This window comes from Roseateles sp. PN1 (genome assembly GCF_038419725.1).
Taxonomy (GTDB): Bacteria; Pseudomonadota; Gammaproteobacteria; order Burkholderiales; family Burkholderiaceae_C; genus Paucibacter_A.
Map to the genome: position 1 here is coordinate 13,773 of NZ_JBCARA010000009.1, position 23,869 is coordinate 37,641.

General features: G+C 64.7%; 23 protein-coding genes. 8 read left to right on the forward strand and 15 right to left on the reverse strand.

Annotated elements, in window-relative coordinates; all coding sequences use genetic code 11:
• Positions 1-178 precede the first annotated feature (178 nt).
• From AABB87_RS14540 to pssA, 5 genes are all read left to right on the forward strand, one after another.
• A complete protein-coding gene (locus AABB87_RS14540) occupies positions 179-736 on the forward strand; it encodes a hypothetical protein (RefSeq protein ID WP_341971898.1) in 558 nt (185 codons plus the stop codon).
• An 85-nt stretch (positions 737-821) separates the two neighbouring features.
• The gene (locus AABB87_RS14545) at positions 822-1,061 is read left to right on the forward strand and encodes an HPr-rel-A system PqqD family peptide chaperone (RefSeq protein ID WP_341971899.1); all 240 of its coding nucleotides are present in this window, start codon (positions 822-824) and stop codon (positions 1,059-1,061) included.
• On the forward strand, positions 1,058-1,981 hold the full coding sequence (locus AABB87_RS14550; protein WP_341971900.1) for an HprK-related kinase A: 924 nt from the start codon (positions 1,058-1,060) through the stop codon (positions 1,979-1,981). Before AABB87_RS14545 ends, AABB87_RS14550 begins: the two co-directional genes overlap by 4 nt.
• Positions 1,978-3,081 (forward strand): nucleotidyltransferase domain-containing protein, encoded by a 1,104-nt coding sequence (locus AABB87_RS14555; RefSeq protein WP_341971901.1) that lies wholly within the window; start codon positions 1,978-1,980, stop codon positions 3,079-3,081. Before AABB87_RS14550 ends, AABB87_RS14555 begins: the two co-directional genes overlap by 4 nt.
• Before the next feature lie 72 nt (positions 3,082-3,153).
• Entirely contained in the window at positions 3,154-3,774 is a 621-nt protein-coding gene (pssA, locus tag AABB87_RS14560) for a CDP-diacylglycerol--serine O-phosphatidyltransferase (protein WP_341971902.1), read from the forward strand.
• Positions 3,775-3,813: 39 nt separating this feature from the next.
• Here pssA and AABB87_RS14565 read toward each other — a convergent pair whose 3' ends face one another.
• Positions 3,814-4,098 carry a DUF2917 domain-containing protein gene (locus AABB87_RS14565; protein WP_341971903.1) on the reverse strand — a complete coding sequence of 95 codons (285 nt, stop codon included), beginning with the start codon at positions 4,096-4,098 and terminating at the stop codon, positions 3,814-3,816.
• A gap of 153 nt (positions 4,099-4,251) precedes the next feature.
• Between AABB87_RS14565 and AABB87_RS14570 the strand changes: the two genes are divergently transcribed.
• Positions 4,252-5,706: an aminotransferase-like domain-containing protein gene (locus tag AABB87_RS14570; RefSeq protein ID WP_341971904.1), complete on the forward strand. Its 1,455-nt coding sequence runs from the start codon at positions 4,252-4,254 to the stop codon at positions 5,704-5,706.
• Here the strand turns inward: AABB87_RS14570 and AABB87_RS14575 are convergent.
• The 12 genes from AABB87_RS14575 to AABB87_RS14630 all read right to left on the reverse strand — a co-directional run bounded on the left by AABB87_RS14575 (position 5,667) and on the right by AABB87_RS14630 (position 17,189).
• Positions 5,667-6,653 carry a DMT family transporter gene (locus AABB87_RS14575; protein ID WP_341971905.1) on the reverse strand — a complete coding sequence of 329 codons (987 nt, stop codon included), beginning with the start codon at positions 6,651-6,653 and terminating at the stop codon, positions 5,667-5,669. The genes AABB87_RS14570 and AABB87_RS14575 overlap by 40 nt on opposite strands.
• A 376-nt stretch (positions 6,654-7,029) precedes the next feature.
• Positions 7,030-7,314, reverse strand: a complete 285-nt coding sequence (locus AABB87_RS14580; RefSeq protein ID WP_341971906.1) for a hypothetical protein — start codon at positions 7,312-7,314, stop codon at positions 7,030-7,032.
• A gap of 36 nt (positions 7,315-7,350) precedes the next feature.
• On the reverse strand, positions 7,351-8,613 hold the full coding sequence (glcF, locus tag AABB87_RS14585; protein ID WP_341971907.1) for a glycolate oxidase subunit GlcF: 1,263 nt from the start codon (positions 8,611-8,613) through the stop codon (positions 7,351-7,353).
• Positions 8,613-9,311, reverse strand: coding sequence for a class I SAM-dependent methyltransferase (locus AABB87_RS14590; protein ID WP_341971908.1), 699 nt, complete (start codon positions 9,309-9,311; stop codon positions 8,613-8,615). Before AABB87_RS14590 ends, glcF begins: the two co-directional genes overlap by 1 nt.
• On the reverse strand, positions 9,298-10,395 hold the full coding sequence (gene glcE / locus AABB87_RS14595) for a glycolate oxidase subunit GlcE (protein WP_341971909.1): 1,098 nt from the start codon (positions 10,393-10,395) through the stop codon (positions 9,298-9,300). Before glcE ends, AABB87_RS14590 begins: the two co-directional genes overlap by 14 nt.
• 3 nt (positions 10,396-10,398) lie before the next feature.
• Entirely contained in the window at positions 10,399-11,874 is a 1,476-nt protein-coding gene (locus tag AABB87_RS14600) for an FAD-linked oxidase C-terminal domain-containing protein (protein WP_341972093.1), read from the reverse strand.
• A gap of 62 nt (positions 11,875-11,936) precedes the next feature.
• Positions 11,937-12,707: a PhaM family polyhydroxyalkanoate granule multifunctional regulatory protein gene (locus AABB87_RS14605; RefSeq protein ID WP_341971910.1), complete on the reverse strand. Its 771-nt coding sequence runs from the start codon at positions 12,705-12,707 to the stop codon at positions 11,937-11,939.
• Between the two features lie 27 nt (positions 12,708-12,734).
• Positions 12,735-13,715 (reverse strand): TraB/GumN family protein, encoded by a 981-nt coding sequence (locus AABB87_RS14610; protein WP_341971911.1) that lies wholly within the window; start codon positions 13,713-13,715, stop codon positions 12,735-12,737.
• Positions 13,712-14,215 carry a retropepsin-like aspartic protease family protein gene (locus tag AABB87_RS14615; RefSeq protein ID WP_341971912.1) on the reverse strand — a complete coding sequence of 168 codons (504 nt, stop codon included), beginning with the start codon at positions 14,213-14,215 and terminating at the stop codon, positions 13,712-13,714. The genes AABB87_RS14610 and AABB87_RS14615 overlap by 4 nt, the downstream gene beginning before the upstream one ends.
• A 189-nt stretch (positions 14,216-14,404) precedes the next feature.
• The gene (locus AABB87_RS14620; RefSeq protein WP_341971913.1) at positions 14,405-15,958 is read right to left on the reverse strand and encodes an ammonium transporter; all 1,554 of its coding nucleotides are present in this window, start codon (positions 15,956-15,958) and stop codon (positions 14,405-14,407) included.
• 73 nt (positions 15,959-16,031) lie between these two features.
• A complete protein-coding gene (gene glnK, locus AABB87_RS14625; RefSeq protein ID WP_058721732.1) occupies positions 16,032-16,370 on the reverse strand; it encodes a P-II family nitrogen regulator in 339 nt (112 codons plus the stop codon).
• A gap of 51 nt (positions 16,371-16,421) precedes the next feature.
• Positions 16,422-17,189, reverse strand: coding sequence for a TorF family putative porin (locus AABB87_RS14630; protein ID WP_341971914.1), 768 nt, complete (start codon positions 17,187-17,189; stop codon positions 16,422-16,424).
• Between the two features lie 310 nt (positions 17,190-17,499).
• On the opposite strand from AABB87_RS14630, the gene AABB87_RS14635 reads away from it, so the two are divergent.
• On the forward strand, positions 17,500-19,023 hold the full coding sequence (locus AABB87_RS14635) for a YifB family Mg chelatase-like AAA ATPase (RefSeq protein ID WP_341971915.1): 1,524 nt from the start codon (positions 17,500-17,502) through the stop codon (positions 19,021-19,023).
• Positions 19,024-19,144: 121 nt separating this feature from the next.
• On the opposite strand, the gene AABB87_RS14640 is transcribed toward AABB87_RS14635, so the two are convergent.
• The gene (locus AABB87_RS14640) at positions 19,145-19,864 is read right to left on the reverse strand and encodes a glycine zipper 2TM domain-containing protein (RefSeq protein ID WP_341971916.1); all 720 of its coding nucleotides are present in this window, start codon (positions 19,862-19,864) and stop codon (positions 19,145-19,147) included.
• 350 nt (positions 19,865-20,214) lie between these two features.
• Here AABB87_RS14640 and AABB87_RS14645 point away from each other — a divergent pair, with 350 nt between their 5' ends.
• Positions 20,215-21,054, forward strand: coding sequence for a PEP-CTERM sorting domain-containing protein (locus tag AABB87_RS14645; protein WP_341971917.1), 840 nt, complete (start codon positions 20,215-20,217; stop codon positions 21,052-21,054).
• A gap of 54 nt (positions 21,055-21,108) precedes the next feature.
• On the opposite strand, the gene metH is transcribed toward AABB87_RS14645, so the two are convergent.
• Positions 21,109-23,847, reverse strand: a complete 2,739-nt coding sequence (gene metH, locus AABB87_RS14650; RefSeq protein ID WP_341971919.1) for a methionine synthase — start codon at positions 23,845-23,847, stop codon at positions 21,109-21,111.
• Positions 23,848-23,869: the final 22 nt, after the last annotated feature.

Below are 23,869 nucleotides of genomic sequence, written 5' to 3' on the forward strand. Positions count from 1 at the left end.
CCCGTTCAAGGGGGGGGCGCGCGATGGCGGCAGCCATCGTTGTGTGGAACACTCCCGTGAAAGTCTCACCGCTCGACTCTAGTCCTCTTGCGCTAGGTCAGGTACCGATAAGCCGCAGGGAGAAATTGTCATGAACCAGCATCAACAGCAACCGCTAGATTCAGGCCAAGAGCCCGCCATGCCCCAAGTCGCCGCTACAGCCGCGTCTCGCATGGAAGCTCGTCGCCGCCTGCTCAAGGGCGGCTTGGCGCTGGCACCTGTGGCCATGACCGTGACCAGCCGGCCAGTGCTGGGTGCCAACCTTGAATGCCACGGCCCGACCGGCTTTCAGTCGGCCAATGTCAGCCGGGCCGTGGGCAAGACCGTGGATTTGGCTTGCGGCACGCGCAAGCGCCCTTCGGATTGGGCTTTGGCAACAACGACCTTCCCACAGGGCTTCACACGCAATACGCGCTTCTCTGACTTTTTCCCTGGTAGCAGCATCCCAGCGGGGACAACTTTTGGGGGCATCCTGGCGATGAGCTCCAGTACTTCGGCCGATGTCAAGATTGGCCGCTTGGTGGTTGCTGCGATTCTGAATTCGGTTACCGCAACGGTACCCTCGCGGGCGCAGATCATTGCGCTCTGGAATGGTCATGTGAACAAGACCTACAGCCCCTCTGGTGAAGCACCCTGGGATGACGCCAAGATCATCAAGTATCTGCAGTACACCATGGGCACGGTCGTTAGCTTCTGAATTTTCAAGCGACGAAGTTCAAGGGTCTGGCGTGCCGGGGGCACACACACATCAGTGGCGGGTGCTGAATTCGGCATCCTTGCGCATGCGCTTGCTTGACGAGCAGCAGCTGGTGTTCAATGAGTTGACGGGCGACACCCATTTGCTCTCCTTCAGCGGCCAGGAATTGCTGGGCTTTCTGGTCGATTCTTCTCCCCAAGCCTGGACCAGCGCGGCCTTGAGTCAGGCGCTGCTGGGGGAGAGCGACGCGGCGCTGGAAGCGCGCATCACGCAAAACCTGAACTACCTCGAGCAGCTTGGCTTGATCGAGCAATTGCCCTCGTGAGACTGGCGCAACTGCAGGCTGAGGCCCTGAGATCAGCCCTGCGCGGCGAGGGCTTGTTGATCCGCACCGGCCCGGTGCTGGTGCGCATCCGCTCCCGGCTCGACAGCGTGGCTGACGCGCTGGCCACGCTTTACGCCGATCAAACCCTGGGCACGGCCGAGGAATTCTGCGATTTCGACACTCGCATTGACGCGGTGGACGGCTTGCGCCACTGGTTGCGGCCGCAGGCGCAGTTCTCGTTTGAGGGCATTCGGCCCTTCAAGCCCATGGCCTTGCCGCATGCCTCGGCCATGCTGGAATGGGGCTTGAACTGGTGTGTGTCCGGGCACTGCCACCAATACATCATCATTCACGCGGCGGTGGTTGAGCGCGGTGGCCGGGCCATGGTGCTGCCGGCGCCGCCTGGCTCGGGCAAGAGCACCTTGTGCGCCGGGCTGGTGAATCGAGGCTGGCGTTTGCTGTCGGATGAGCTGACCTTGATCGACCCGCAAACCGGCGAGTTGGTGCCGCTGGCACGGCCCGTTAGCTTGAAAAACCGCTCCATTGAGGTCATCAAGGCCTTTGCGCCGCAGGCCGTGTTCGGCCCGCTGACGCGGGATACGGTCAAAGGCACGGTGGCGCATATGAAACCGCCCACCGACAGCGTCTTGCGCAATACCGAGCGCGCCCGGCTGGCTTGGGTGGTGTTCCCTCGCTATGTGGCGGGCAGCCCGGTGACGCCGCAGCCTTTGCCGCGCGCCGAGGCCATGATGGCCTTGGTGGACAACGCATTCAACTACCACTTGCATGGCCGCCAGGGCTTTGAGACCTTGGTGGACCGCGTGGCCGCCTCGCATTGCCTGCGCTTTGAGTACAGCGATCTGGAGCAGGCCTGCCAATTCTTCACCCAGCTGGCGGATGCTGCGGAGGTGTCGCCATGAGCCTAGGTCCGAGCTTGCTGGTGCAGGCCCTGGCGCGGCCGCAAGACTGCCTGGGCTGGACGCTGCGCCAATGGGAGTTGCTGCTGCAGCAAGGCCGCCGCGCCAATCTGCTGGGCCGCCTGGAGGTTGCCTTTGAGCGCGCCGGTGTGCTGGCGCAGTTGCCGCCCGGCCCGCAAAAGCATTTCGATTCGGTGCGCCGCGTGGCCGATAGCCAGCGCCGCGCCGTGCGCTGGGAGGCCCGCAAGATCGCCCAGGCCTTGCAAGATCTCAAAATGCCGGTGGTGGTGCTCAAGGGCGCGGCTTACGCGTTGAGCGAGCTGCCGCTGGCGCAGGGCCGTTTGTTCTCGGATGTGGATATTCTGGTGCCGCGTGATCGCCTGCCCGGCGTCGAGGCTTCCTTGATGGCCGAGGGTTGGCAGACCGGCCACCATGACGCCTACGACCAGCGCTATTACCGGGAATGGATGCACGAGATCCCGCCGCTGCAGCATGTGCTGCGTGAGACGGTGATTGATGTGCATCACAACATCTTGCCGCTGAGCGGGCGCATCCAGGTCGACGCGGCCAAGCTCTTGGCGAATGCCCAGCCGATTGCCGCTTGGCCGGGGCTGTACCGGCTGGCCGATGTGGACATGGTCTTACACAGCGCCTGCCATCTTTTCCTCGACGGCGAGTTCGACAAGGGCTTGCGTGACCTGCTGGATCTGGACGGCCTGCTGCGCCACTTTGGCAACGAGCCCGCCTTTTGGCCCGCACTCAGCGCGCGCGCTTTTGAACTGGGCCTGGCCCGGGTGCTGTTCTACGCCCTGCGCTACACCGGCCTGGTGCTGCACACGCCCATGCCCGAGATCAGCGCGGCCTTGCGCCAGGCCGGCCCGTCGGCCGGGATGTTGATGCTGATGGACGCGGTTTTCCTGCGCGCCCTGCAGCCCGATCACCCCAGCTGCGAGGACGGCTGGACCGGCAGCGCGCGGCGCTTTTTGTACCTGCGTGCACATTGGATGCGCATGCCCTTGGGGCTGCTGTTGCCGCATTTGATTCGCAAGGCACTGCGGCGCGAGCCCGAAGACGAGGCGACGCCGCCGGCACCGGCCGCCTAACCGCTTCGGTCCTGCGGCCAGGTCACTGGCTTGTTCGCCCGCCTGCCCGCTCCCATCGCGTATGCTTTGCGCATGAAGCCACGCAACAAACCTTTCGCCATGATTCGCGAGTTCCATCTCGCCGACTGGTTCACCCTGGGCAATGCCTGCGCCGGCATGGGCGCCCTGTTTTCGGTGATGTCCTATCTGCAGACCGGTCAGGTTCTGCACATTTACTACGCCTGTGCCCTGATCCCGGTGGCCTTTGTCTTTGATGTGCTGGACGGCCGCATCGCGCGCTGGCGCCAGCAGCAATCGGTGCTGGGGCGCGAGCTGGACTCCTTGGCCGACGTCATCTCATTCGGCGTGGCGCCTGCCGCCATTGCTTATGCCTGCGGCATGCAGGGCTTGTACGACCGCATCATCCTGGTCTTCTTCGTGGCCTGTGGCGTCTCGCGCCTGGCCCGCTTCAACATCACGGCCGAAGCGCTCAGCGAAGGCGGCAGCAAGGTCAAGTATTTCGAGGGCACTCCCATCCCCACCTCTTTGCTGCTGGTGATCGTGCTGGCCGTGGCCGCCATGCAAGGCGCCATTGGCGAGCAGATGTGGGGCGGCAAGCTGGACTTGTTCGGCTTCTATTTGCACCCGCTGGCGCTGATGTACGCGGTGTCGGGCTCGCTGATGGTGAGCCGGATTCGGATCCCTAAAATCTAAGACTTGAGCGATTCGCTCAGTCCCCATTAGCTCCGCTTCTCAAGTCAAACTCAGCCGCACCCCCGCCGCCCCGGCCGCACTCAGGTAGAAGCGCGCCGGGCCCAGCAAATGCATTTGCTGGCCGGCCTGAATGAACACATCCTCCGGCTTGCCCTGTTCGGTCAGCCACAGGCAGCCATGGCTGACGCGCAAGGTGCGCGATTGCCAGGCGCGCAGCGGCAGTGCCAGCGGCGCCTGGGCGGCAGCAAGATGAAGCTCGGCTTGGCGCTGTGAACCTGGCAGCGTGGCGGCGGAATGCGCATCGGTTCTGAGTAAGGTGTCCATGGCTGCAAGCTTGCGCCCTGCGCGCCGGCGGCAACAGAGGCACAGCGGCCCCAAGCAGGCAAGCACAGGCGGGCGTTTTGGCGGCACTGTGTTGGCTGGCTTTGCCCTCATCTGTATTGCTTGTAACCGCGGTGTACCGTACAGAATCGGCTCATGACCTATTCAAACCGCACCGAGCCGCTCTATCTTCAAATTGCTGACCGGCTGGCGCGCTCCATCCGTGCGGGCACCTTGGCGCGGGGCGAGCGCATGCCCTCGGTGCGGGACTTGGCGCGCCAAGAAGGCGTGTCGCAATCCACCGTCGTGCAGGCCTATCACTGGCTGGAAGATGCGCGGCTGATCCACGCCAAGCCGCGCTCGGGCTACTTCGTGCAAAGCCGCCCCGAGCCTTTGCCCGAGCCCAAGGCCTCACGCCCCAGCGGGCGCTGCTGCTCGGTGCGGGTGGGTGATCTGGGGCGCGAGGTGCTGAATCTGGCCGCGCAGCAAAACATGGTCTCCTTCGGCGCGGCCTGCCCGGGGCCGGAGATGTTCGACCAAGAACGCGTGCGCCGCGCCCTGACTCGGGTGGTGACGCGCCAGCGTGATCTGCTCTGCACCTACCCGCTGGGTTCGGGCCGTGAGGAGGCGCGCCGCGCCGTGGCCAGGCATGGCCTGAGCCTGGGCTGCGTGCTGCATGCCGACGACATCGTCATGACCAATGGCTGCATGGAGTCCATCACCCTGTGCCTGAAGACGGTCACCCAGCCCGGCGATGTGGTGGCGCTGGAGTCGCCCACTTACTTCGGCTTTCTGGAGATTCTGCAAAGCCTGCATCTGCGTGCGCTGGAGATTCCCACCCACCCGCGCCACGGCATCTCGGTGGACGCGCTGCAGCTGGCGCTGGAGACGCAAGACGTCAAGGCCGTGCTGGTGGTGCCCACGCTGTCCAACCCGCTGGGCGCCTGCATGCCGGTGCTTGAGCGCAAGCGCCTGGCTCAGTTGGTGGCCGCGCATGACATCGCCTTGATCGAGGATGTGATCTACAACGACCTGGCCGAGCAAGATGACAAGCGCCGCGCCGTCAAGTCTTTCGACACCAGCGGCCATGTGATGCTGTGCGGCTCCTTCAACAAAACCCTGGCGCCGGGCCTGCGCCTGGGTTGGGTGGAGGCGGGGCGCTGGTCAGCGCCGCTGCGCAAGATCAAGGATGTGCAGTCGGGCGCGCAAACCGCGGTGCTGGAGGTGGCACTGGCCGATCTGTTGAGCCAAGCCGGCAACGAAGCGGCGCTGCGCCAGATGCGCGCTAGCATCGCCGCGCGGGTGGACGAGGCGCGCGGCTTGATCGCCCAGAGCTTCCCCAAGGGCACCCGGGTCACCGACCCGGCGGGTGGCTACATCCTTTGGGTGGAGCTGCCCGGCGGCCTGGATGCGGTGGCGCTTTACGAGGCCTGCCTGGCCGAGAACATCTGCATCGCACCCGGCCAAATGTTCAGCGTCAGCCCGCGCTTCCGCTCCTTTGTTCGCCTGGGCGTGGGCGGCCGTTGGGGGCCGGAGCACCCGGCCGCGCTGCGGCGCATCGGCGCCTTGGCTCAGGCCTTGCTCGAGGCGCCGGGCTTGGCGGCAGCCTGAGGCTTGATGCGCAGCGCCCACCACACGCCACTCACCAGCAACGCGATACCCAGCACGGTCAAGGCCGCGGGTGCCTGACCGCTGAGCGTGAAGGCATAGGCCAGCGCGGACAGGGTTTCGAACACAATCAGCTGCCCGACGATATTGGTGGGCAGGCGCTGGCTGGCCTCGTTCCAGCACAGCGTGCCCACCCAGGAGGCAAACAGGCCCACGGCCAGCATCAAGCTTGCAAAAGCCAAGGGCCGCTGGCCCAGCGGCAAGCTGAAGTCTGCGGGCAAGGGCGGCAGGCCGGCGCTGTGCAGGCCCAGTAGCAGCGCGCCGCCCAGCAAAGACATGGGCAAGGTCACCAGACCCTGGGCGGTGGCCCAGACGCGTGGGCTGCGGTCCGCATGCGCGCGCAGCCAATCGGCATTGCGAATCGGGTACCAAGTCCAGCAGGCCACGGCGGCCACCGCCAGCAGGGCGCCTTCCAGGTAATGCTGAAAATTAGCCTGCGGCTTGGCGGCGAGTTGGCTCAGCTCGGTCTGGTTGACGCAGGCAATGCCCAGCGCGATCAAGGCCAGCGAGGGCGCCAGCCGGGCCCAGGGCAGCAGACCGTCGCGCGCGCGATTGCGCCGGTTGGAAATGACGGCAATCACCACCGGCAGGGTGCCGATGATGACGGTAGGCAGCGGCCCGCCGGCGCGCTGAATCGCGGCCGCCAGGCACAGGTAGTAGAGGAAGTTGCCGATCGCGCTGAGCTTGCAGGCCTCCAGCCAATCAGCGGCTTTGAGCTCGCGCAGGGCGGCGCGATCCATCAAGGCCAGCGGCAAAGCGATCAAGCCAAATGCCAGGTAACGGCCCACCACCAGCATCGCGGCCGGATAGTCCGGCAGGAGCAGGGGCGCCACAAACACCAAGCCCCACATCAGGCCGGCGCCCAGGGCAAACAAGAATCCTATCCACATGGGCGCAGTGTGCCTTGGCTCAGCGGCGTCTTCGCCTCTTGGGGTGGGTAAGTTTTGCGCGGGCCCAAAAAGAGAAACCGGACATCACGATGGCGATGCCCGGCTCTCGGCTCGGCTGGCTTGTCCTGGCAAACGCCGGACTGGCTGGCACAGGGTCCCTTGCGGGCTCCTCCCCCTGTTGTCTGATCTCGCATTGTCCGAAATCGGTATGACAGTGGTGCTGTGGTTTGCCCTTGATCGTGTGACGCGAGGGCGCTATGCGAACAATTTGAGGTTTTCCCGTGAATCTCCTGGCGGCGGCAGGCGGGTGCTGTGCATCCAGGGCTGCATGAGCAATCCTTGCGACCCTTCTCCGAGAATTGCGGGAACAACAGGGCTAAAGCGTGGGCTCGGGTCTCACCCATTCCGAAGGGGCGATGCCAAACAACTCTTCCGCACAGGCCAACGCCTCTTCCTCGGTTTCATGCCAAGAATCCGCGGCATACCGGCCATCCAAGGATTGGTAAACCAGCAAGAAGTTCTTGTTGCCATCGCTGGTGATCTCAAATCGGAACGCCAATTCGAGGGCGTTGTCATCATCCAGATCAGCCGGCGACCAGCCGCTATTGGGGTGGCCGAGGATGCGGACGACGCGGCTTTCGAGGATTGCGTAGGATTTCATTGAGGCGCTCTAACTCTGTTTTCCACGGACAAGCTCTCAGGCGCCAGGCAAGCAGTCCGCCAAAACCTCAACCCAATGCCGCACCGGCGTGCTGGTGCCGCTTTGCAGATGTTGGATGCAGCCGATATTGGCCGAGACAATCGTCTGCGCATGCAGGGGCGCCAGGGCTTGCAGCTTTTGGTCGCGCAGCTGTTTGGACAGTTGCGGCTGCAAGACCGAGTAAGTGCCGGCCGAGCCGCAGCACAGATGGCTGTCACAGCTGGCCAGTTTGACTTCGAAGCCCAGGGCGCGCAGGCCTTGCTCGACACCGCCGCGCAGCTGTTGGCCGTGCTGCAGGGTGCAGGGCGGGTGATAGGCCAACTTCTCGCGTGGCGTGCCTTGTTGCTGAGCACCTAGCTGCGGCAGCAGCAGCGGCACCAAGTCGGGCAGCAACTCGCTCAGGTCGCGGGTGATGGCGCTGATCTGCGCGGCCTTGTCGGCATAGTCGGGGTCATGAGCCAGGGCGTGGCCGTAGTCCTTCACCGTGACGCCGCAGCCCGAGGCGTTCATCACCAGGGCCTCGATCTTGCCGGCCTCGGTCAGCCCGGCCACAAGCGGCCACCAGGCGTCGATATTGCGGCGCATATCGGCCAGGCCACCCATCTGGTCATTCAAATGGCTGCGGATAGCGCCGCAGCAGCCGGCGCCATCGGCCACCAAAGTCTGAATCCCGGCAGCATCCAGCACCCGCGCCGTGGCGCTATTGATATTGGGCGCCATGCTGGGCTGCACGCAGCCCAGCAACAAGCCCATCTTGCGCGGGTGCTGCTTGCGGGGCCAGTCATGCGCGCTGCCGGGGGCTTTGCCAGGCACTTTGTCTTGCAGGGTGGTGGGCAGCAGGGGGCGCAACAGCTGCCCCAGGCGCATGGCCGGCGCGAAGGCGGGCGAGGTCAGGCCTTCTTTCAAAAGCCAGCGCACGGCGCGTTCCCCGGCGGGGCGCTCAACCTTGGCCTCGACGATGCCGCGGCCGATTTCCAGCAATTGGCCGTACTGCACGCCCGAGGGGCAAGTGCTTTCGCAGTTGCGGCAGGTCAGGCAGCGGTCCAGATGCAGCTGGGTGCTGCGGGTGGGCTCGGCGCCTTCCAGCACTTGCTTGATCAGGTAGATGCGGCCGCGCGGGCCGTCCAGCTCATCGCCTAGCAGCTGATAGGTCGGGCAGGTGGCGGTGCAAAAGCCGCAATGCACGCAGCGGCTCAAAATGGCCTGGGCCGCCTTGCCGTGGCTGGTGCCGCTGAACTCTTCGGCGAGTTGGGTTTGCATCAGGCGCTTTCCTGTCGTACGCGGTAGCTGAGGGTCCAGAAATAGTCCAGCTCACGCCATTGAATCTCGTCCGCAATGCCGGCCAGCAGGCGGCGCATCTGCGCTTCGCTGGGGAAGTTTTTCAGCACCTCGTGCTGGCTGCCGTCGCTGAGGCTGCGCAGCTGATAGCCATTGCCTTCCGCGTCCTTGCGGCTGATGGGCGTGCTGTCGCCTTCTACAAAGCGGTTGTCCATCAGCACCACGCGGGCGCCGTCTTGCAGCTGGCTGTGCAGGCCCAGCAACCATTCGCGCTGGCGTGCCTTGGGCACATGCGAGAACCACAGGCCGGCAAAGCCAGCGTCAAAAGGTGAGGGCGTGTCCGCCGCCACAACGCCGGGCGCGTAGGCGTCGGCCAGCATGAAGGCGACCTTGTCGAAGTCCAGGGGCTTGGCGCGGGCCTCGGCCAGGGTCTCTGGATTGATGTCGGTGCCCAGCCAGTGCTTGGCCTTGGCGGTGGCGGCGGGCAGCCAATAGCCCGTGCCGGTGGCGATCTCCAGCACCGTGCGGCCGCTGAATTGCTGGCGTAGCCAGGCTTTGATTTCGGCCAGATTGGCTTGGCGATGCGGCTTCTCAAACACCGCCTCATATTCCTTGGCGCGCTGGGCGTAATAGCGCTGCATGGCCAAGTCGCTAGGATCTTGCGGCTCAGAGTCCGGCATAAAGCCTCCCTGGATTGAAGATCCCTTGGGGATCGAATGATTTTTTTAGTTCTCGATGAATGCGCAGCAAGGGGGGCGGGAGCGGTGCAAAAACGCCCGCGCTTTTGTCCGTGGCGCGGAACAAGCTGGCGTGGCCGCCCGCTTGTGCGGCGGCCTCACGCACCTGGGCGGCGGGCATGGCGGTGGTGAGCCAGCGCTGGGCGCCGCCCCATTCCAGCAATTGCTCGCCGTGCAGCTTGTCCAGCGCGGGCGCGGTTTGGGGCAGGCTCAGGCGCCACAGCGCGGCGCCGCCTTGCACGGCCCGCTGGGCCGCTTGAAAGAATTCATCGCTTTGGTCGCGCAGGCCGAGCCAGAAGGGCTGCGCCAGCTCGGGCGCGATCAGCTCGCCACCCAGGCTCTGGCGGGCCGCGTCCACCGCCGCTTGTGCGCCACTCAGGCGCAGCAGCAGGGCGCCATCCCACCAAGCGCTGGCATTGATGGGCAGGGGCAGGCCGCCCCAGCGATTGAGCTGATTGAGCGCATGCGCCTGGCTCTGTTCGAAGCGCAAAGTGGCCTCGGCCACCGGCAGCGGCAGCACCTTCAGTGAGACCTCCAGAATCACCCCAAGAATGCCCATCGAGCCGGCGATCAGGCGCGAGACGTCGTAGCCGGCCACATTCTTCATCACCGTGCCGCCGAAGTTCAGCGCCTCGGCCTGGCCGTTGAGCAGGGTGATGCCCAGCACATGCTCTCGCAGGGCGCCCATGCTGGCGCGGGCCGGGCCGCTCAGGCCACTTGCCACCATACCGCCCACCGTTCCTTGGCCACCGAAGCGTGGTGGCTCAAACGCCAGGTGCTGGTTTTGCTCTGCCAGCACCTGCTCCAGCTCGGCCAGCGGCGTGCCGGCCTTGACCGTCACCACCAACTCGCTGGGCTCGTAGCTGCTGATGCCGCGCAAGCTGGCGAAATCGCTGATGCGCAACGGCAGGCCTTGCGGCACTTCGCCGTAAAAGGACTTGCTGCCCGAGCCCAGCAGCTGGACCGGGGCGCGCTCGGCGGCGGCGCTGCGGATGTGTTCTTGAATCTCCGTCAAGGCAAGTGTCATCAGTCAAAACCTCGGCAAATCGGGGTGGGCCAGCAGGCCGCGGCTGACATGCATGCGGCCGTATTCGGCGCAGCGGTGCAGGGTCGGAATGACCTTGCCGGGGTTGAGCAGCTCGGCGCCGTCAAATGCGCGCTTGACGGCCATCATCTGCTCCCGCTCGGCGGCCGAGAACTGCACGCACATGCTGTTGAGCTTTTCGATGCCCACGCCGTGCTCGCCGGTCACGGTGCCGCCCAGGGCGACGCTGGTTTCCAGAATCTCGGCGCCAAACTCCTCGCAGCGGCGCAGCTGATCGGGGTCGGAGCCGTCAAACAAAATCAGCGGGTGCAGATTGCCGTCACCGGCATGGAAGACATTGGCGCAGCGCAGCTGGTACTTCTTTTCCATCTCGGCAATGGCCAGCAGGATGGCGGCCAGGTTTTTGCGCGGGATGGTGGAGTCCATGCACATGTAGTCGGGGCTGATGCGGCCAGACGCGGGGAAGGCATTCTTGCGCCCGCTCCAAAAACGCAAACGCTGAGCCTCATCGGCACTCAGCTCGATGCGGCTGGCGCCGCTGCTCAGCAGCACGGCCTGCATGCGCTCGATCTCTTCGGCAACTTCCTCGGCGGTGCCGTCGCTCTCGCACAGCAAAATGGCCTCGGCCGTCAGGTCGTAGCCGGCATGCACAAAGTCTTCCACGGCCGCGGTCATGGGCTTGTCCATCATCTCCAGGCCGGCCGGGATGATGCCCGCGGCGATGATATTGGCCACCGCCGCGCCGGCTTTGCGCACATCGTCGAAGCTGGCCATGATGCAGCGGGCCAGTTGCGGCTTGGGGATCAGCTTGACGGTCACCTCGGTGGTCACCGCCAGCATGCCCTCGCTGCCGACGATCAGGCTCAGCAAGTCCAGGCCCGGCGCATCCAGCGCCGCGCCGCCGAACTCCACCGCTTCGCCTTCCATCGTGAAGCCGCGCACAGATAACACGTTATGCAGGGTGAGGCCGTATTTAAGGCAGTGCACGCCGCCGGAGTTCTCGGCCACATTGCCGCCGATGGTGCAGGCGATCTGGCTGCTGGGGTCGGGGGCGTAGTAGAGGCCGTGGACGGCCGCGGCTTCCGAGATGGCCAGATTGCGCACGCCGCATTGCACGCGCGCTGTGCGCGCCACCGGGTCGATCTGCACAATCTGTTTGAACTTGGCCAGGCTCAGCGTCACGCCCGCCGCATGCGGCATGGCCCCGCCCGAGAGCCCCGTGCCCGCGCCCCGTGCCACCACGGGCACGCCCAGCGCAAAACAGCTGCGCAAAATGGCCGCGACCTGTTCTTCGGTCTCCGGCAAGGCCACTACCAAGGGGCGCTGCCGGTAGGCGGTCAGGCCGTCGCATTCAAAGGGAATCGTGTCCTCGGCATGCCAGAGCAGGGCATGGCTGGGCAGGTGCTTGGACAGGGCCGCGACCACACGGGCCTGCGCTTGCACGCGCTGGTTGGGATCGATGACAGAGGAGGCGCCTTTGGCTTCAGGCGCACTAGTTGCTGCGTTCACGGGCGGGATGCTTCTCAGGGCTTGCTTTTCTTGACGGCGTTGCGCACCGCCGGCTTGTGGGCACTGGCCTTGGTGGCAGGCTTGGTGGCGGGTTTGGCCGCCAGGCTCTTGCTGACCGATTCCACCATGCTGCCGGCCACGGCGCCGGGCACAGCCGCCGCCTTGCGCAAGGTGTCGCCCGCGGCGTCAAACGATTGTTTGACGATGGCGCCGGCCAAGTTCTTAGCGGCGTCGGTGGCGTTTTCCTTCATCGCTGTGGCGGCCAGCTGGGTGAACTGCTGGCTCAGCGCGCCCCACCACTGCAGCGGGTCTACGGCGGCCGGGATGGCCGGGGCTGCTGTTTCAGATTTGTCGGCCTTGGCTTTGGCGGCGGGCTTGGGTGCTGGGGCAGGGGCAGGGGTCTTGGGCAAAGTTTGCGCGGCGGCGGCCATCACCTCCGGGGGAATGCCAGGCATGGCCGGCCAGGCGGGGGTGGACATGGCCTCGGCGGTGGGCAGCTTGAGGGCATTGCTCAGCTCGGCCAGCGGCACATTCAGCGACTTCAGCGTCGACAAGGTCATGCGCTGCACCTCCAGGGCCTGGATGGTGGCGCCCAACATGCGGGCGTTTTGTTCGAGCCAGAACTGCACGGTGCGCAGCTCTTCGATGCGTTTGCCCAGCTCTTCCGGGTTGAGCGTCGGCGCCACCCACTGGCCGATGCCGGGCAAGGCCGCCCCGGCGTTCTTCACCAAGCCTTGCAGAAAATCAAAACCGGGGACGAATTTGCTGAAGCTGTTGTCGGCCATGCTTTTGTGCTCCTTCAAGAGGGTCGTTCAATGCGAGGGGGATGACGCGGGCTGATGGTACGACGGATGCAATTGCTGCACCTCGAAGCCGTGCTCTTGCTGCAACAGCAAGGGCAGGGCGCGCGGCCCGCTCAGGTGCAAGCTGCCGACGGCGGCCAGCACCCGCCGGCCCTGCTTATGCAGCGCGGCAATGCCTTCGGCCAGGCCGGGGTTGCGCTCGTCGTTGAGGGCGCGCAGCTCGGCGCGGTCTTGCGCGTCGCCCACGCAGTCGCACCAGTCCGCATAGTTGCTCAGGGTGGCCATATCGCTGTTGGCCCAGGCCTGCGCCAGGCGCCGCGTGCTTTTGCGCAACTGGCCTTGTTCCAGCTGTTGCAGGCCTTTGCGCAGCTGGGTTTGTGCTTCCTTGGCATCGGTGGGCAGCAGCGCTTGTAGCTGGGTGTCCACGCTTTCCAGCGCATGGATGGGCACGCCGCTTTGGCGGGCCCAAGTGGAGAGCATCAACTCTTGGCCGAAGCTGGGGTCCATGCCGTCCCAACGGGCGTCCAGTGCCATGTAATTGCTCAGCTGCAGCAAAGGGTGAAGATGGGCCAAGGCCTGTTCGGGCAGGCAGGCTGCGCGTGCTTGGGCAGCCAGGCGCTTTTGCAGTGCGGGGCTGGCATGAAAGGGCTGGGCATGTTGGGGTGGCGCGCTCAGGGCTTGCAGGGTGGCGGGGTCGCTGAGGTCCAACTCCAGGGCCAGGCTGTCACTCTGCTTCATCGCCTCACGCAGCTTTGGGCCTGGGAAGAACCAGGCCATGCGGCCGATGTGCAGGGTGCCGTAGAGATAAGAGTCATGGCCGCCCTTGCGCAGGCGGTAGAGAAAGCCTCGGTCGGGTGCGGCCGCGGCCAGCTCGGCGGCTTGCGCTGCGCTGGGCAAGGCGGCTTGTGGCGGGCAGACGGGCTTGGCCTGGGCCTGCGGCAGCGGCAGGCTCAGAGTTAAGGCGAGGCTGAGCCTTAACAGTAGCTTCATGGCTTGGCGTTGCGGATCAAGAGTTCGCCGCCATGCTGGGTGAAGCTCAGCTTGGACAAGATGTCCATGCCCAGCAAGGGCGCATCGAGCGCGGGCAGCACGGTGACGGGCAGGCGCTGCGCGTTCACGCCGCCCTGCAGGCGCACATCGGCGCGGGCCCGGTAGCCCCGCGCCACGCCGCCGGCGGTGTTGGAGGCCACCTCGGCTTCGGCCCGCAGCCCCACTTGCTCGGCCAGAGCCTGCGGCAGTGCGGTGCTGGTGGCGCCGGTGTCGACCAGAAAGTCCACCGCCACGCCGTTGACCTCGCCGGGCCAGTGGAAATGACCATCACTGGCGCGGCGCAAGGTGATCTCACCGCCGTTGATGGACACCAGGCTCTGCTTTTGCTGGCGCTCCCAGGCCTTGAAGCCCAGGAACACCAGCAGCATCAGCAAAAGCCAGATGGTGGCGAGTTTGAAATAGCTGGGGAGTTCTTTGTGGGGGCTGTTGGCATGGCTCATGCCGACACCATGCCAGATTTTTGCGGAGCCAGAAGGCGTCGGCTGCAGGTTTTCGCCACTTGGAAGCGCACAAAAGAACAAGGCCAGCTGAACTTTCGTCCCGCTGGCCTTGCTGTGTGTGGGTGACTAGTCCGTCACCTGCCTGGCGCGCCAGTCAATGCTGGCGTGCCGGGCCTGTCCATCACTTTTTTACTTGTGATAAGCAGTCTCGCCGTGCGAGCTGATGTCCAGACCTTCGCGCTCTTCTTCTTCCGTCACGCGCAGACCGATCACCAGATCAACCACCTTGAAGGCGATCACCGAGACAACGGCCGACCAGATCACTGTCACGCCAACCGCCTTGGCTTGCACCAGGACTTGAGCGGCGATGGAGTAGGCGTCAGCCGTCACCGTCGTTGCCGTGACCCAGTCACCGACAAAGCTGGGACCGCCCAGGGCAGGAGAGTTGAACACGCCGGTCAGCAAGGCGCCGACGATGCCGCCCACGCCGTGGACACCGAACACGTCCAGCGAGTCATCAGCACCCAGCAGCTTCTTCAGGCCGGACACACCCCACAGGCAGGCGAAGCCGGCGATGACGCCGATCACCAAGGCGCCGCCGATGCCGACATTGCCGGCTGCAGGCGTGATGGCCACCAGGCCAGCCACAGCACCCGAAGCCGCACCCAGCATCGATGCCTTGCCCTTGAGCAGCGCTTCACCGACCGACCAGGCCAGCACCGCAGCCGCGGTGGCGACAAAAGTGTTCATGAAGGCCAGGGCAGCAAAACCATTGGCTTCCAGGGCGGAACCGGCGTTGAAACCGAACCAGCCCACCCACAGCAGCGAGGCGCCGACCATGGTCAGGGTCAGGCTGTGCGGGGTGAAGGCTTCCTTGCCGTAACCGACGCGCTTGCCGATCATGAAGGCGCCCACCAGGCCAGCCACAGCGGCGTTGATGTGCACCACGGTGCCGCCGGCGAAGTCCAGCGCGCCCCATTGCCAGATCATGCCGGCGCTGCTGGTGACCTTGTCGACCACATCGGCGCTGGTGTAAGCGTCAGGGCCGGCCCAGAACCAGACCATGTGCGCGATCGGCAGATAGCTGAAGGTGAACCACAGGGCCAGGAAGGCCAGCACGGCGGAGAACTTGGCGCGCTCGGCAAAGGCACCGACGATCAAGCAAGCGGTGATGCCGGCAAAGGTGGCCTGGAAGGCGGCAAACACCATTTCCGGGATGACCACGCCCTTGCTGAAGGTCGCCGCGTTGGCGAAGGTGCCGGTGGCGTTATCCCAGATGCCCTTCATGAACAAGCGGTCAGTGCCACCGATGAACTGGTTGCCTTCGGTGAACGCCAGGCTGTAGCCGTAAAGCACCCACAGCACCACGATCATCGAGAAGGCCACCATCACTTGCATCAGCACCGACAGCATGTTCTTGCTGCGCACCAGGCCGCCGTAGAACAGGGCAAGACCTGGCACCGTCATCATGATGACCAGCAGGGTGGACAGCATCATCCAGGTGGTGTCGCCCTTGTTGGGCACCAGGGCCGGAACGGCGGCGGCTTCGGCAGGCGCGGAAGCTGCGGCTGCTGCGACAGGCGCAGTGGCGGCAGCAGGCGCGGGCGCGGAAGCGGTGTCAGCAACGACAGCGCTGGCGGTAGCTGCCGCAGAGGCCGCGGCGCTGGCAGTGTCTTGCGCCCAGGCGGCGGGTGCGGCGAGCACCGTGGCGGCCAAGGCCAGACTGGCAAAGAGTTTCTTCATGTTCGAGTCTCCAGACGGGGGGAGCAAATTGAGCGTTGAGCGTGTGGAATCGGGCGCTGGTGCGCCCTGCGCTTTACAGGGCTTCGTTGCCGGTTTCGCCGGTGCGGATGCGCACGACCTGGTCCAGCGGCGAGACGAAGATCTTGCCGTCGCCGATCTTGCCGGTCTTGGCGGCGCCTTCGATGGCCTCGATCACTTGGTCGACCACGGCGTCATCTACGGCTGCTTCGATCTTCACCTTGGGCAGAAAGTCCACCACATACTCGGCGCCGCGGTACAGCTCGGTATGGCCTTTCTGGCGGCCGAAGCCCTTCACCTCGGTGACGGTCAGGCCTTGCACGCCGATGGCGCTGAGCGCTTCGCGCACTTCGTCAAGCTTGAAGGGCTTGATGACTGCAGTGATCATTTTCATGGTGGTTTCCTCGCGTGGTTCTATCTATCGTGATGCGGTGAGGCCGGCGGCTCAGAAGGTCTTCTTGACCGACACCACCAGATGGGTCTTGCCCAGGTTCTTCAGGGAGTCGGCATTGGCGCCGCCCATATAGGCGTCGGAATCGGTGCCGATGACGGCGGCGCCGAAGGTGAAGCCGGCGTAGTCCTTGTTCACCGTCAGGGCGTAGTCGGTGTAGCTGCCGGCGCTGAAGTTCTTCACCTTCTGGTAGCCGATATGCGGGGTCAGGGTGAAGCCCTCGCCCAGGTCGAAGGTGGCCGAGACATCGAAGTAGCCGCTGCCCTTGCTGTCGGCGGTGCCGAACAGATTGGTCACGCTGTGTGAGTATTTGGCAATCACCGGGCCGAAGCTCAGGGCGCCATAGACCTCGGTGGTGTTGGCGCTGGGGTTCAAGTTGTTGCTGGGGTAGATATAGCCCAGCACGCCGACGTCCATGGTCAGGCCCTTGGCCACTTCGGTCTTGTAGCCGCCGTAGAGGTCGATCTCGGCATTGGCGCCGCCGTTGTAAGGCGCGTCCTTGATCCACTTGATGGTCGAGGCCCAGGCGCCGACGTAGAAGCCGCTTTCGGACGCGTAGTCCACGCCACCTTGCAGGGCTGGGTCCATGCGCGATTGCGACAGGCCGCGGTAGCGGTACTCGCTGGTCAGGCTGAGGTTAAAGCTCAGTGGGCTGGCGGCTGCGGCTGCCGGCTCTTCGGCCAAGGCGGGCAAGGCAGCCGAGGCCAGCGCTAAGGCGAGGGCATGGGCGAGAGCGAGCGAGACGGGGAAGGCTGACTTCATGGCAAGACTCCTGGCAGTTTTCGAATGAAAGGAAGAGAACAAGCTTGGCGAAACACTTCGCTACAGGCATTGCAGCTTCCGTGCCAACTAGAACCCTGGCCCGCCCGCGCGCTCAAATCGCCACCCAGCCCCCGGGTCTGCCCTGAGTCGCTAAGCTCATCCCAGCACTTACCCTGAGTGACGTGGGCGACGAGCGCACCAGCACGGGGGTCGTGCGCAATGCCCTCTGCATCATCTTGGTGCGCGCACCGCCGCTGTGCGCAAGCCCTGCCAAAACCTGCTGCCAGCGCCCAAAAGGGAGTGTTTTTGCATGTCACTCGCCCTGCTTCATAGCCGCTCGCTCGATGGCATGAGCGCCGTTGCCGTCAGCGTGGAGGTCCATCTGGCCAACGGCTTGCCCAGTTTTACGCTGGTGGGGCTTGCCGACACCGAGGTCAAAGAAGCTCGGGAACGGGTGCGTGCTGCCTTGCTCAATAGCGGCTTGAGCTTCCCGCATAACAAGCGCATCACGGTCAATCTGGCACCAGCTGAGCTGCCCAAGGAGGGTGGCCGCTTTGATTTGCCGATTGCGCTGGGCCTGTTGGCGGCCAGCGGGCAGATTGATGCTGCGCGGCTGGCCGAGCTGGAATGTGCCGGCGAGTTGTCGCTGGGTGGGGAGCTGCGCCCGATTCGTGGCGCCTTGGCCATGAGTTTGGCCATCAGCCAGGCGCAACATCAGGGCGGCCCGGCGCGCGCGCTGCTCTTGCCTAAGGACAGTGCCGCCGAAGCGGCTCTGGTGGAGGATGTGCAAGTGCTGGCCGCTGGCCATTTGCTGGAGGTGGTGGCGGCGCTGCAGCCGGCGAGCGAGGAGGCGCTGCCGCGCGCGCAAGCCCTGCCGCGTCTGTCAGAGGCTGCAGGTCCCGATCTGCGCGATATCAAAGGCCAGGCTGGCGCCAAGCGGGCCTTGGAGGTGGCCGCGGCTGGCGAGCATTCCTTGTTGCTGGTCGGCCCGCCAGGCACCGGCAAGTCCATGCTGGCCCAGCGTCTGCCGGGCCTACTGCCGCCATTGAGCAAAGAGGAAGCCCTGGCCTCGGCCGCGGTGCTGAGCTTGGCTGGCCAGTTTCAGCCGCAGCGCTGGGCCCAGCGAGCGATGCGCAGCCCGCATCACACGGCTTCAGCCGTGGCCCTGGTGGGTGGCGGCTCGCCACCAAGGCCGGGTGAAATTTCACTGGCCTTGCATGGTGTTCTGTTTCTGGACGAATTGCCGGAGTTCAATCGCCAGGCCCTGGAGGCTTTGCGTGAGCCGCTGGAGACCGGGCGCATTTTGATCTCGCGGGCGGCCCGGCAGTCGGAATTCCCGGCGCGCTTTCAGTTGGTGGCGGCCATGAACCCTTGCCCTTGCGGGCAATTGGGCAATGCGGCCCAGACCTGCCGTTGTACGCCCGATCAAATCAGCCGTTATCAGGGTCGGCTGAGCGGCCCCTTCCTGGACCGGCTCGACATCTCCATCGAGGTGCCGGCCGTGCCACCCGCCGTGCTGGCGGCTCAGCCCGCCGGCGAAGCCAGCGCCACGGTGGCAGCCCGGGTGGCGCGGGCGCGTCAGCTGGCCTTGCAGCGCCAGGGCTGCAGCAATGCGCGTTTGACGGTGGCCCAGCTGGATCAATTCGCTCAGGCCGAGCCTGCGGCCCTGGCCTTTTTGCAAAAAGCGGCCGAGCGCCTGGCTTGGTCTGCCCGCAGCTACCACCGCATCTTGCGGGTGGCGCGCAGCATCGCGGATTTGGCCGAATCCGAGCAGATTCAAAGCGCCCAGATGGCCGAGGCGGTGCAGCTGCGGCGTGGGCTGGGCAAGAGCTGAGCCCGTGAGGATTGGGGAGCCGCTAGCCCCGCGGCCTTGGCAATGAGCAAAGCCCCTGGCGGGGCTTCGGTGCGTTTGCGTAGGCCAATTGAGTCGGCCCTAGAGCGACGTTGAGTCCGCCTTAAATCGGCGTCAGTTCACCATCACGCACGCGCACCGTGTCGTTGATGCGCACACGCGGGGCTTCGGCATATTCGTAGCTGCGGGTGCTGTTGTCCGAGAAGCTCACTTTGACCACCCAGACGGTGCGGGCGTTGCGCTTCTTCTCCATCTCGTTGCCAAAGTAGCCGCCGGCCGCTGCTGCGCCCACGGTGGCCAGCTTCTTGCCATTGCCGCCGCCCACTTGGTTACCCAACAAGCCGCCCAGAACGGCGCCACCCACGGCGCCCAAACCGCTGGCCTGGCCTTCATGCACCACTTGCTTAATCGACAAGACGGTGGCGCATTCCTCGCACCGTGCCACTGCTTTGCTGGGCTCCGGCTCGGCTGCGGCGATTTGCGTTTCAGGCGCTGGGGCAGGTGCTGCTTGATGGCTGGCGGGCTTGCTCGGCTTGACGGCCGGCTTGGCACTTGGCTGAGCCTGCGCCAGCTTGGGTGTCGCTGAGGCCGAGGCCGCGACGTTGCTGGGCAGTGCACTCAAGGCATTCGGCGTCTCAGTATTGCCAGGCGAGGGCGCGGCGGCGGCATCGCCGTTGACGGCCACAACAGGCGCAGCGGTATCGTTGGGCGCTGAGCCCGATTGCGAGCGGCCCAAGGCATAGACCCCAGCCAACAAGGCGGCCAGCAGGGCGATGCCGATATAGCGTTGTGACGCGGAACTGGAAACGGAAGAATTTGTCATGGGTGGAAATTAGCGAGAAAAACAGTAATGGCAAACCCCTAGTTCTGAAGCATGCCACGCCCGTCCTGCGATTCAGCGGAAACGCGCATCCAGCTTGTAAGTACTTGTCAACCTTGCCTCGCCTGCAGCAAAAGCAAGCGCACAAAGACTGCGCCACGAATTGAAATGCCTATGGCAAGGCGTGCCAAACACCATACCGCCCCAGGAACGAGGGGCGCGGAAAACCCCATTGGCGAGCGCAGCGCTTCTTGAAACACTAACTCGCAGAATGCTCAGCACCTGCGGATGGACGCAGTACTTGCAGAGCTGAACATGCAAACCTATTCAAATCATCCCTGGGAGGGATCTCGATGCAGCGCAAACTCTTGGTCGCAGCGGCACTAGCTGGCCTGTTGGCTCAACAAGCGGCTATTGCCGATGTGCAGAGCAGTATCAGCCTGAGCGGCTTTTCGGTGTCCTTGAAGGACTTGAATAGTTTTGACAATGTGGCGGCTGATTTGAGCTGGGCCAGCAACTGGTTCATGAGCACGGGTAGCTACTCGGCAACGCAGGCGGGCTGGAATCCGATCAGCGGCAACTACACCAGTGCCAATTGGGCGCCTGATGTCCGTAACTTCCATTACGAAAGCAACTGGGGCACCCAGATCAGCACCAGCTCCATGTTTGGACAGCAGTCAATTTCCTCCACTGGCGCAGGGCTTACCGATATCAGCCTGTCTGGCGCGGTGCATGCCGGCCAGCGCGAAAGCTCGTCGGCTTATCTGGCACAAGGCTTCACGCTCAGCGCGGGGACGCAAGCCACTTTTTCCGTGCTTATCACAGCCCAGTTTGCGGGAACTGCCTACACAGGAACTTGGGTTCCCGCAGGCCTTGGCTATGACATTCGCGCCGGGGCCAACTACTTTGCAGCACTCAAAGCGGGGTCTGTCTCCAATAGCTCGAACATGAACGGCTCTGGCAACTGGCTGGCGGACACTGATGCGTTCGAAGGCAGCACCGACGGCGAGCGCTTGAGCCTGACTATCAAGAACACCTCCAGCCAGTCCAAAACCTATATGTTCAGCGCCAACGCGCAGATGTGGGCACAGGAATTGACGGCTGCCGCCGTTCCCGAGCCCAGCAGCTACGCCTTGATGGCTCTGGGCTTGGTCGGCCTGGGGGCTCTGATGCGCCGCCGCGCCCAAGCCTGATCGGCCCAATCTGATTGGAGGCCCGCCTTGCCTGCGCAAGAGCGGGCTATTTTTTTACAACAGCGGCGCCAGCGCCCGCTCGGCCCCGAGCTTGTCCAAGGCCATGCGACGGCCCCAGTCCGCCACCTGATCGGCGCCGATGCGCCCGACATTGAAGTAGGCCGCATCGGGGTGGGCGAAGTAAAAGCCCGAGACGCTGGCGGCCGGGGTCATGGCCATGGATTCGGTCAGGCCCATGCCAATTTCTTCCGGCGCCAAGACCCGGAAGACTTCGCGCTTGACCAAGTGGTCCGGGCAGGCCGGATAGCCCGGCGCCGGGCGGATGCCGCGGTATTTCTCGTCGATCAAGTCCTCGGCCGTCAAGGCCTCGTCGGCGGCATAACCCCAGAACTCCGTGCGCACCCGTTGGTGCAGGCGCTCGGCAAAGGCTTCGGCCAAGCGGTCGGCCAGGGCTTTGAACATGATGGCGGAGTAGTCGTCCAGGTCGGCCAGGAACTGCGCTTCCTTCTTCTCCACGCCCAGGCCCGCGGTGACCGCGAACAAGCCGATGTAGTCCGGCACGCTGCCCTTGGGCGCGATGAAATCGGACAGGCAGCGATTGGGGCGCTTCACGCCGTCGACCACCGGCCGCTCGGATTGCATGCGCAGGCCATGCCAGGTCATCAAGACCTCGCTGCGGCTCTCATCGGTGTAGATCTCGATGTCGTCGTCATTCACCTGGGCGGCGGGGTAGAGGCCGAACACGCCATTGGCCTGCAGCCAGCGGCCTTTGATCAGGCGCTCCAGCATGCGCTTGCCGTCGCTGAATACGCGCTGCGCCTCGGTGCCAACGATCTCGTCTTTCAGAATCGCGGGGAAGGGGCCGGCCAAGTCCCAGGTCTGGAAGAAGGGGCCCCAATCAATGCTCTGGGCCAACTCGGCCAGGTCGTAATTGCGGATCACGCGGCGGCCGATGAATTGTGGTTTGGGTGGCTGGTAAGCCGCCCAGTCCAGCTGCGCCTTGTTGGCGCGTGCCTGCGCCAAGCTGACCATGGGGGTCTGCTTTTTGTTGGCGTGCAGTTGGCGCACTTGCTCGTAATCGGTCTTCAGCTCGGCGATGAACTTGGCGGCGCGCTCGTCCGAGAGCAGATCGCTGCACACGCCCACGCTGCGCGAGGCATCGGGCACATAGACCACCGGGCCTTCGTAATGCGGCGAGATCTTGACGGCGGTGTGCACCCGGCTGCAGGTGGCGCCACCAATCAAGAGCGGCGTGCCGCGCGAGCTGAAGTACTCGTCGCGCTGCATTTCCGCGGCCACATGCTGCATCTCTTCCAGGCTGGGCGTGATCAGGCCGGACAGGCCGATGATGTCGGCCCCTTCGGCCTTGGCGCGCGCCAGAATGTCCTGGCAGGGCACCATCACGCCCATATTCACGACCTCGAAGTTATTGCACTGCAAGACCACGGTGACGATGTTCTTGCCGATGTCGTGCACATCGCCCTTGACGGTGGCGATGACGATCTTGCCCTTGGGCTTGGCTTCGCCGCCGGCGGCAATCATGGCCAGCTTCTCGGCCTCGATGTAGGGCAGCAAATGCGCCACGGCCTGCTTCATCACCCGGGCCGACTTGACCACCTGGGGCAGGAACATCTTGCCCGCGCCAAACAAATCACCCACCACATTCATGCCGGCCATCAGCGGGCCTTCGATCACATGCAGGGGCCGGCCGCCGCTGGCTTGAATCGCCACCCAGGCTTCCTCGGTGTCGGCGGTGATGAATTCGGTAATGCCGTGCACCAGGGCATGGCTCAGGCGCTGATTCACATCACCCGCGCGCCAGGCCAAGCGGGCGGTGTCGTCAATGGCCATGCCCTTGGCACGCTCGGCCACTTCGATCAGGCGCTCGCCGGAGTCGGCGCGGCGGTTCAACACCACGTCTTCGACGCGCTCGCGCAGCTCGGCATCCAGATCGTCGTAAACGCCCACCATGCCGGCGTTGACGATGCCCATGTCCATGCCCGCTTGAATGGCGTGGTAGAGGAAGACGGTGTGAATCGCTTCGCGCACCGGGTCATTGCCGCGGAAGCTGAAGGAGACGTTCGAGACGCCACCGCTGACCTTGGCGCCGGGCAGGTTCTGCTTGATCCAGCGGGTGGCGTTGATGAAGTCCACAGCGTAGTTGTTGTGCTCTTCGATGCCGGTGGCGATGGCGAAGATATTCGGGTCGAAGATGATGTCCTCAGGCGGGAAGCCGACCTCGTCCACCAGCATGCGGTAGGCGCGCTCGCAGATCTCGATCTTGCGGGCATAGGTGTCGGCCTGGCCTTGTTCATCGAAGGCCATCACCACGGCCGCCGCGCCGTAGCGGCGCACCAGCTTGGCCTGGCGTTTGAATTCGGCCTCGCCTTCCTTGAGCGAGATCGAGTTGACGATGCCCTTGCCCTGGATGCATTTGAGGCCAGCCTCGATGACGCTCCATTTGGAGCTGTCGATCATGATGGGCACGCGGGCGATTTCGGGCTCACCGGCGATCAGGTTCAGGAAGCGCACCATGGCAGCCTGGCTGTCCAGCATGGCCTCGTCCATATTGATGTCGATGACCTGGGCGCCGTTCTCCACCTGCTGGCGGGCCACGGCCAGGGCGTCTTCGAACTGGCCGTTGAGGATCAGCCGGGCGAATGCCTTGGAGCCGGTGACGTTGGTGCGCTCGCCCACATTGACGAACAGCGTGCCCGCGCCGATCAGCTGGGCCTCCAGGCCGGAGAGCTTCATCGGGGGTGGGGTGACGGCGGAGTGTGCGGACGACGACATGGCGGACCTCAAGAGACGGTGG

Coding starts and splice junctions, on each gene's coding strand:
- AABB87_RS14630 (WP_341971914.1), bottom strand. CDS start 17,189: ATGAAGTCAGCCTTCCCCGTCTCGCTCGCTCTCGCCCATGCCCTCGCC.
- AABB87_RS14635 (WP_341971915.1), top strand. CDS start 17,500: ATGTCACTCGCCCTGCTTCATAGCCGCTCGCTCGATGGCATGAGCGCC.
- AABB87_RS14590 (WP_341971908.1), bottom strand. CDS start 9,311: ATGCCGGACTCTGAGCCGCAAGATCCTAGCGACTTGGCCATGCAGCGC.
- AABB87_RS14580 (WP_341971906.1), bottom strand. CDS start 7,314: ATGAAATCCTACGCAATCCTCGAAAGCCGCGTCGTCCGCATCCTCGGC.
- AABB87_RS14605 (WP_341971910.1), bottom strand. CDS start 12,707: ATGGCCGACAACAGCTTCAGCAAATTCGTCCCCGGTTTTGATTTTCTG.
- glcF (WP_341971907.1), bottom strand. CDS start 8,613: ATGCAAACCCAACTCGCCGAAGAGTTCAGCGGCACCAGCCACGGCAAG.
- AABB87_RS14555 (WP_341971901.1), top strand. CDS start 1,978: ATGAGCCTAGGTCCGAGCTTGCTGGTGCAGGCCCTGGCGCGGCCGCAA.
- AABB87_RS14570 (WP_341971904.1), top strand. CDS start 4,252: ATGACCTATTCAAACCGCACCGAGCCGCTCTATCTTCAAATTGCTGAC.
- metH (WP_341971919.1), bottom strand. CDS start 23,847: ATGTCGTCGTCCGCACACTCCGCCGTCACCCCACCCCCGATGAAGCTC.
- AABB87_RS14610 (WP_341971911.1), bottom strand. CDS start 13,715: ATGAAGCTACTGTTAAGGCTCAGCCTCGCCTTAACTCTGAGCCTGCCG.
- glcE (WP_341971909.1), bottom strand. CDS start 10,395: ATGACACTTGCCTTGACGGAGATTCAAGAACACATCCGCAGCGCCGCC.
- AABB87_RS14620 (WP_341971913.1), bottom strand. CDS start 15,958: ATGAAGAAACTCTTTGCCAGTCTGGCCTTGGCCGCCACGGTGCTCGCC.
- AABB87_RS14565 (WP_341971903.1), bottom strand. CDS start 4,098: ATGGACACCTTACTCAGAACCGATGCGCATTCCGCCGCCACGCTGCCA.
- AABB87_RS14640 (WP_341971916.1), bottom strand. CDS start 19,864: ATGACAAATTCTTCCGTTTCCAGTTCCGCGTCACAACGCTATATCGGC.
- AABB87_RS14545 (WP_341971899.1), top strand. CDS start 822: ATGCGCTTGCTTGACGAGCAGCAGCTGGTGTTCAATGAGTTGACGGGC.
- AABB87_RS14615 (WP_341971912.1), bottom strand. CDS start 14,215: ATGAGCCATGCCAACAGCCCCCACAAAGAACTCCCCAGCTATTTCAAA.
- pssA (WP_341971902.1), top strand. CDS start 3,154: ATGAAGCCACGCAACAAACCTTTCGCCATGATTCGCGAGTTCCATCTC.
- AABB87_RS14645 (WP_341971917.1), top strand. CDS start 20,215: ATGCAGCGCAAACTCTTGGTCGCAGCGGCACTAGCTGGCCTGTTGGCT.
- glnK (WP_058721732.1), bottom strand. CDS start 16,370: ATGAAAATGATCACTGCAGTCATCAAGCCCTTCAAGCTTGACGAAGTG.
- AABB87_RS14540 (WP_341971898.1), top strand. CDS start 179: ATGCCCCAAGTCGCCGCTACAGCCGCGTCTCGCATGGAAGCTCGTCGC.
- AABB87_RS14575 (WP_341971905.1), bottom strand. CDS start 6,653: ATGTGGATAGGATTCTTGTTTGCCCTGGGCGCCGGCCTGATGTGGGGC.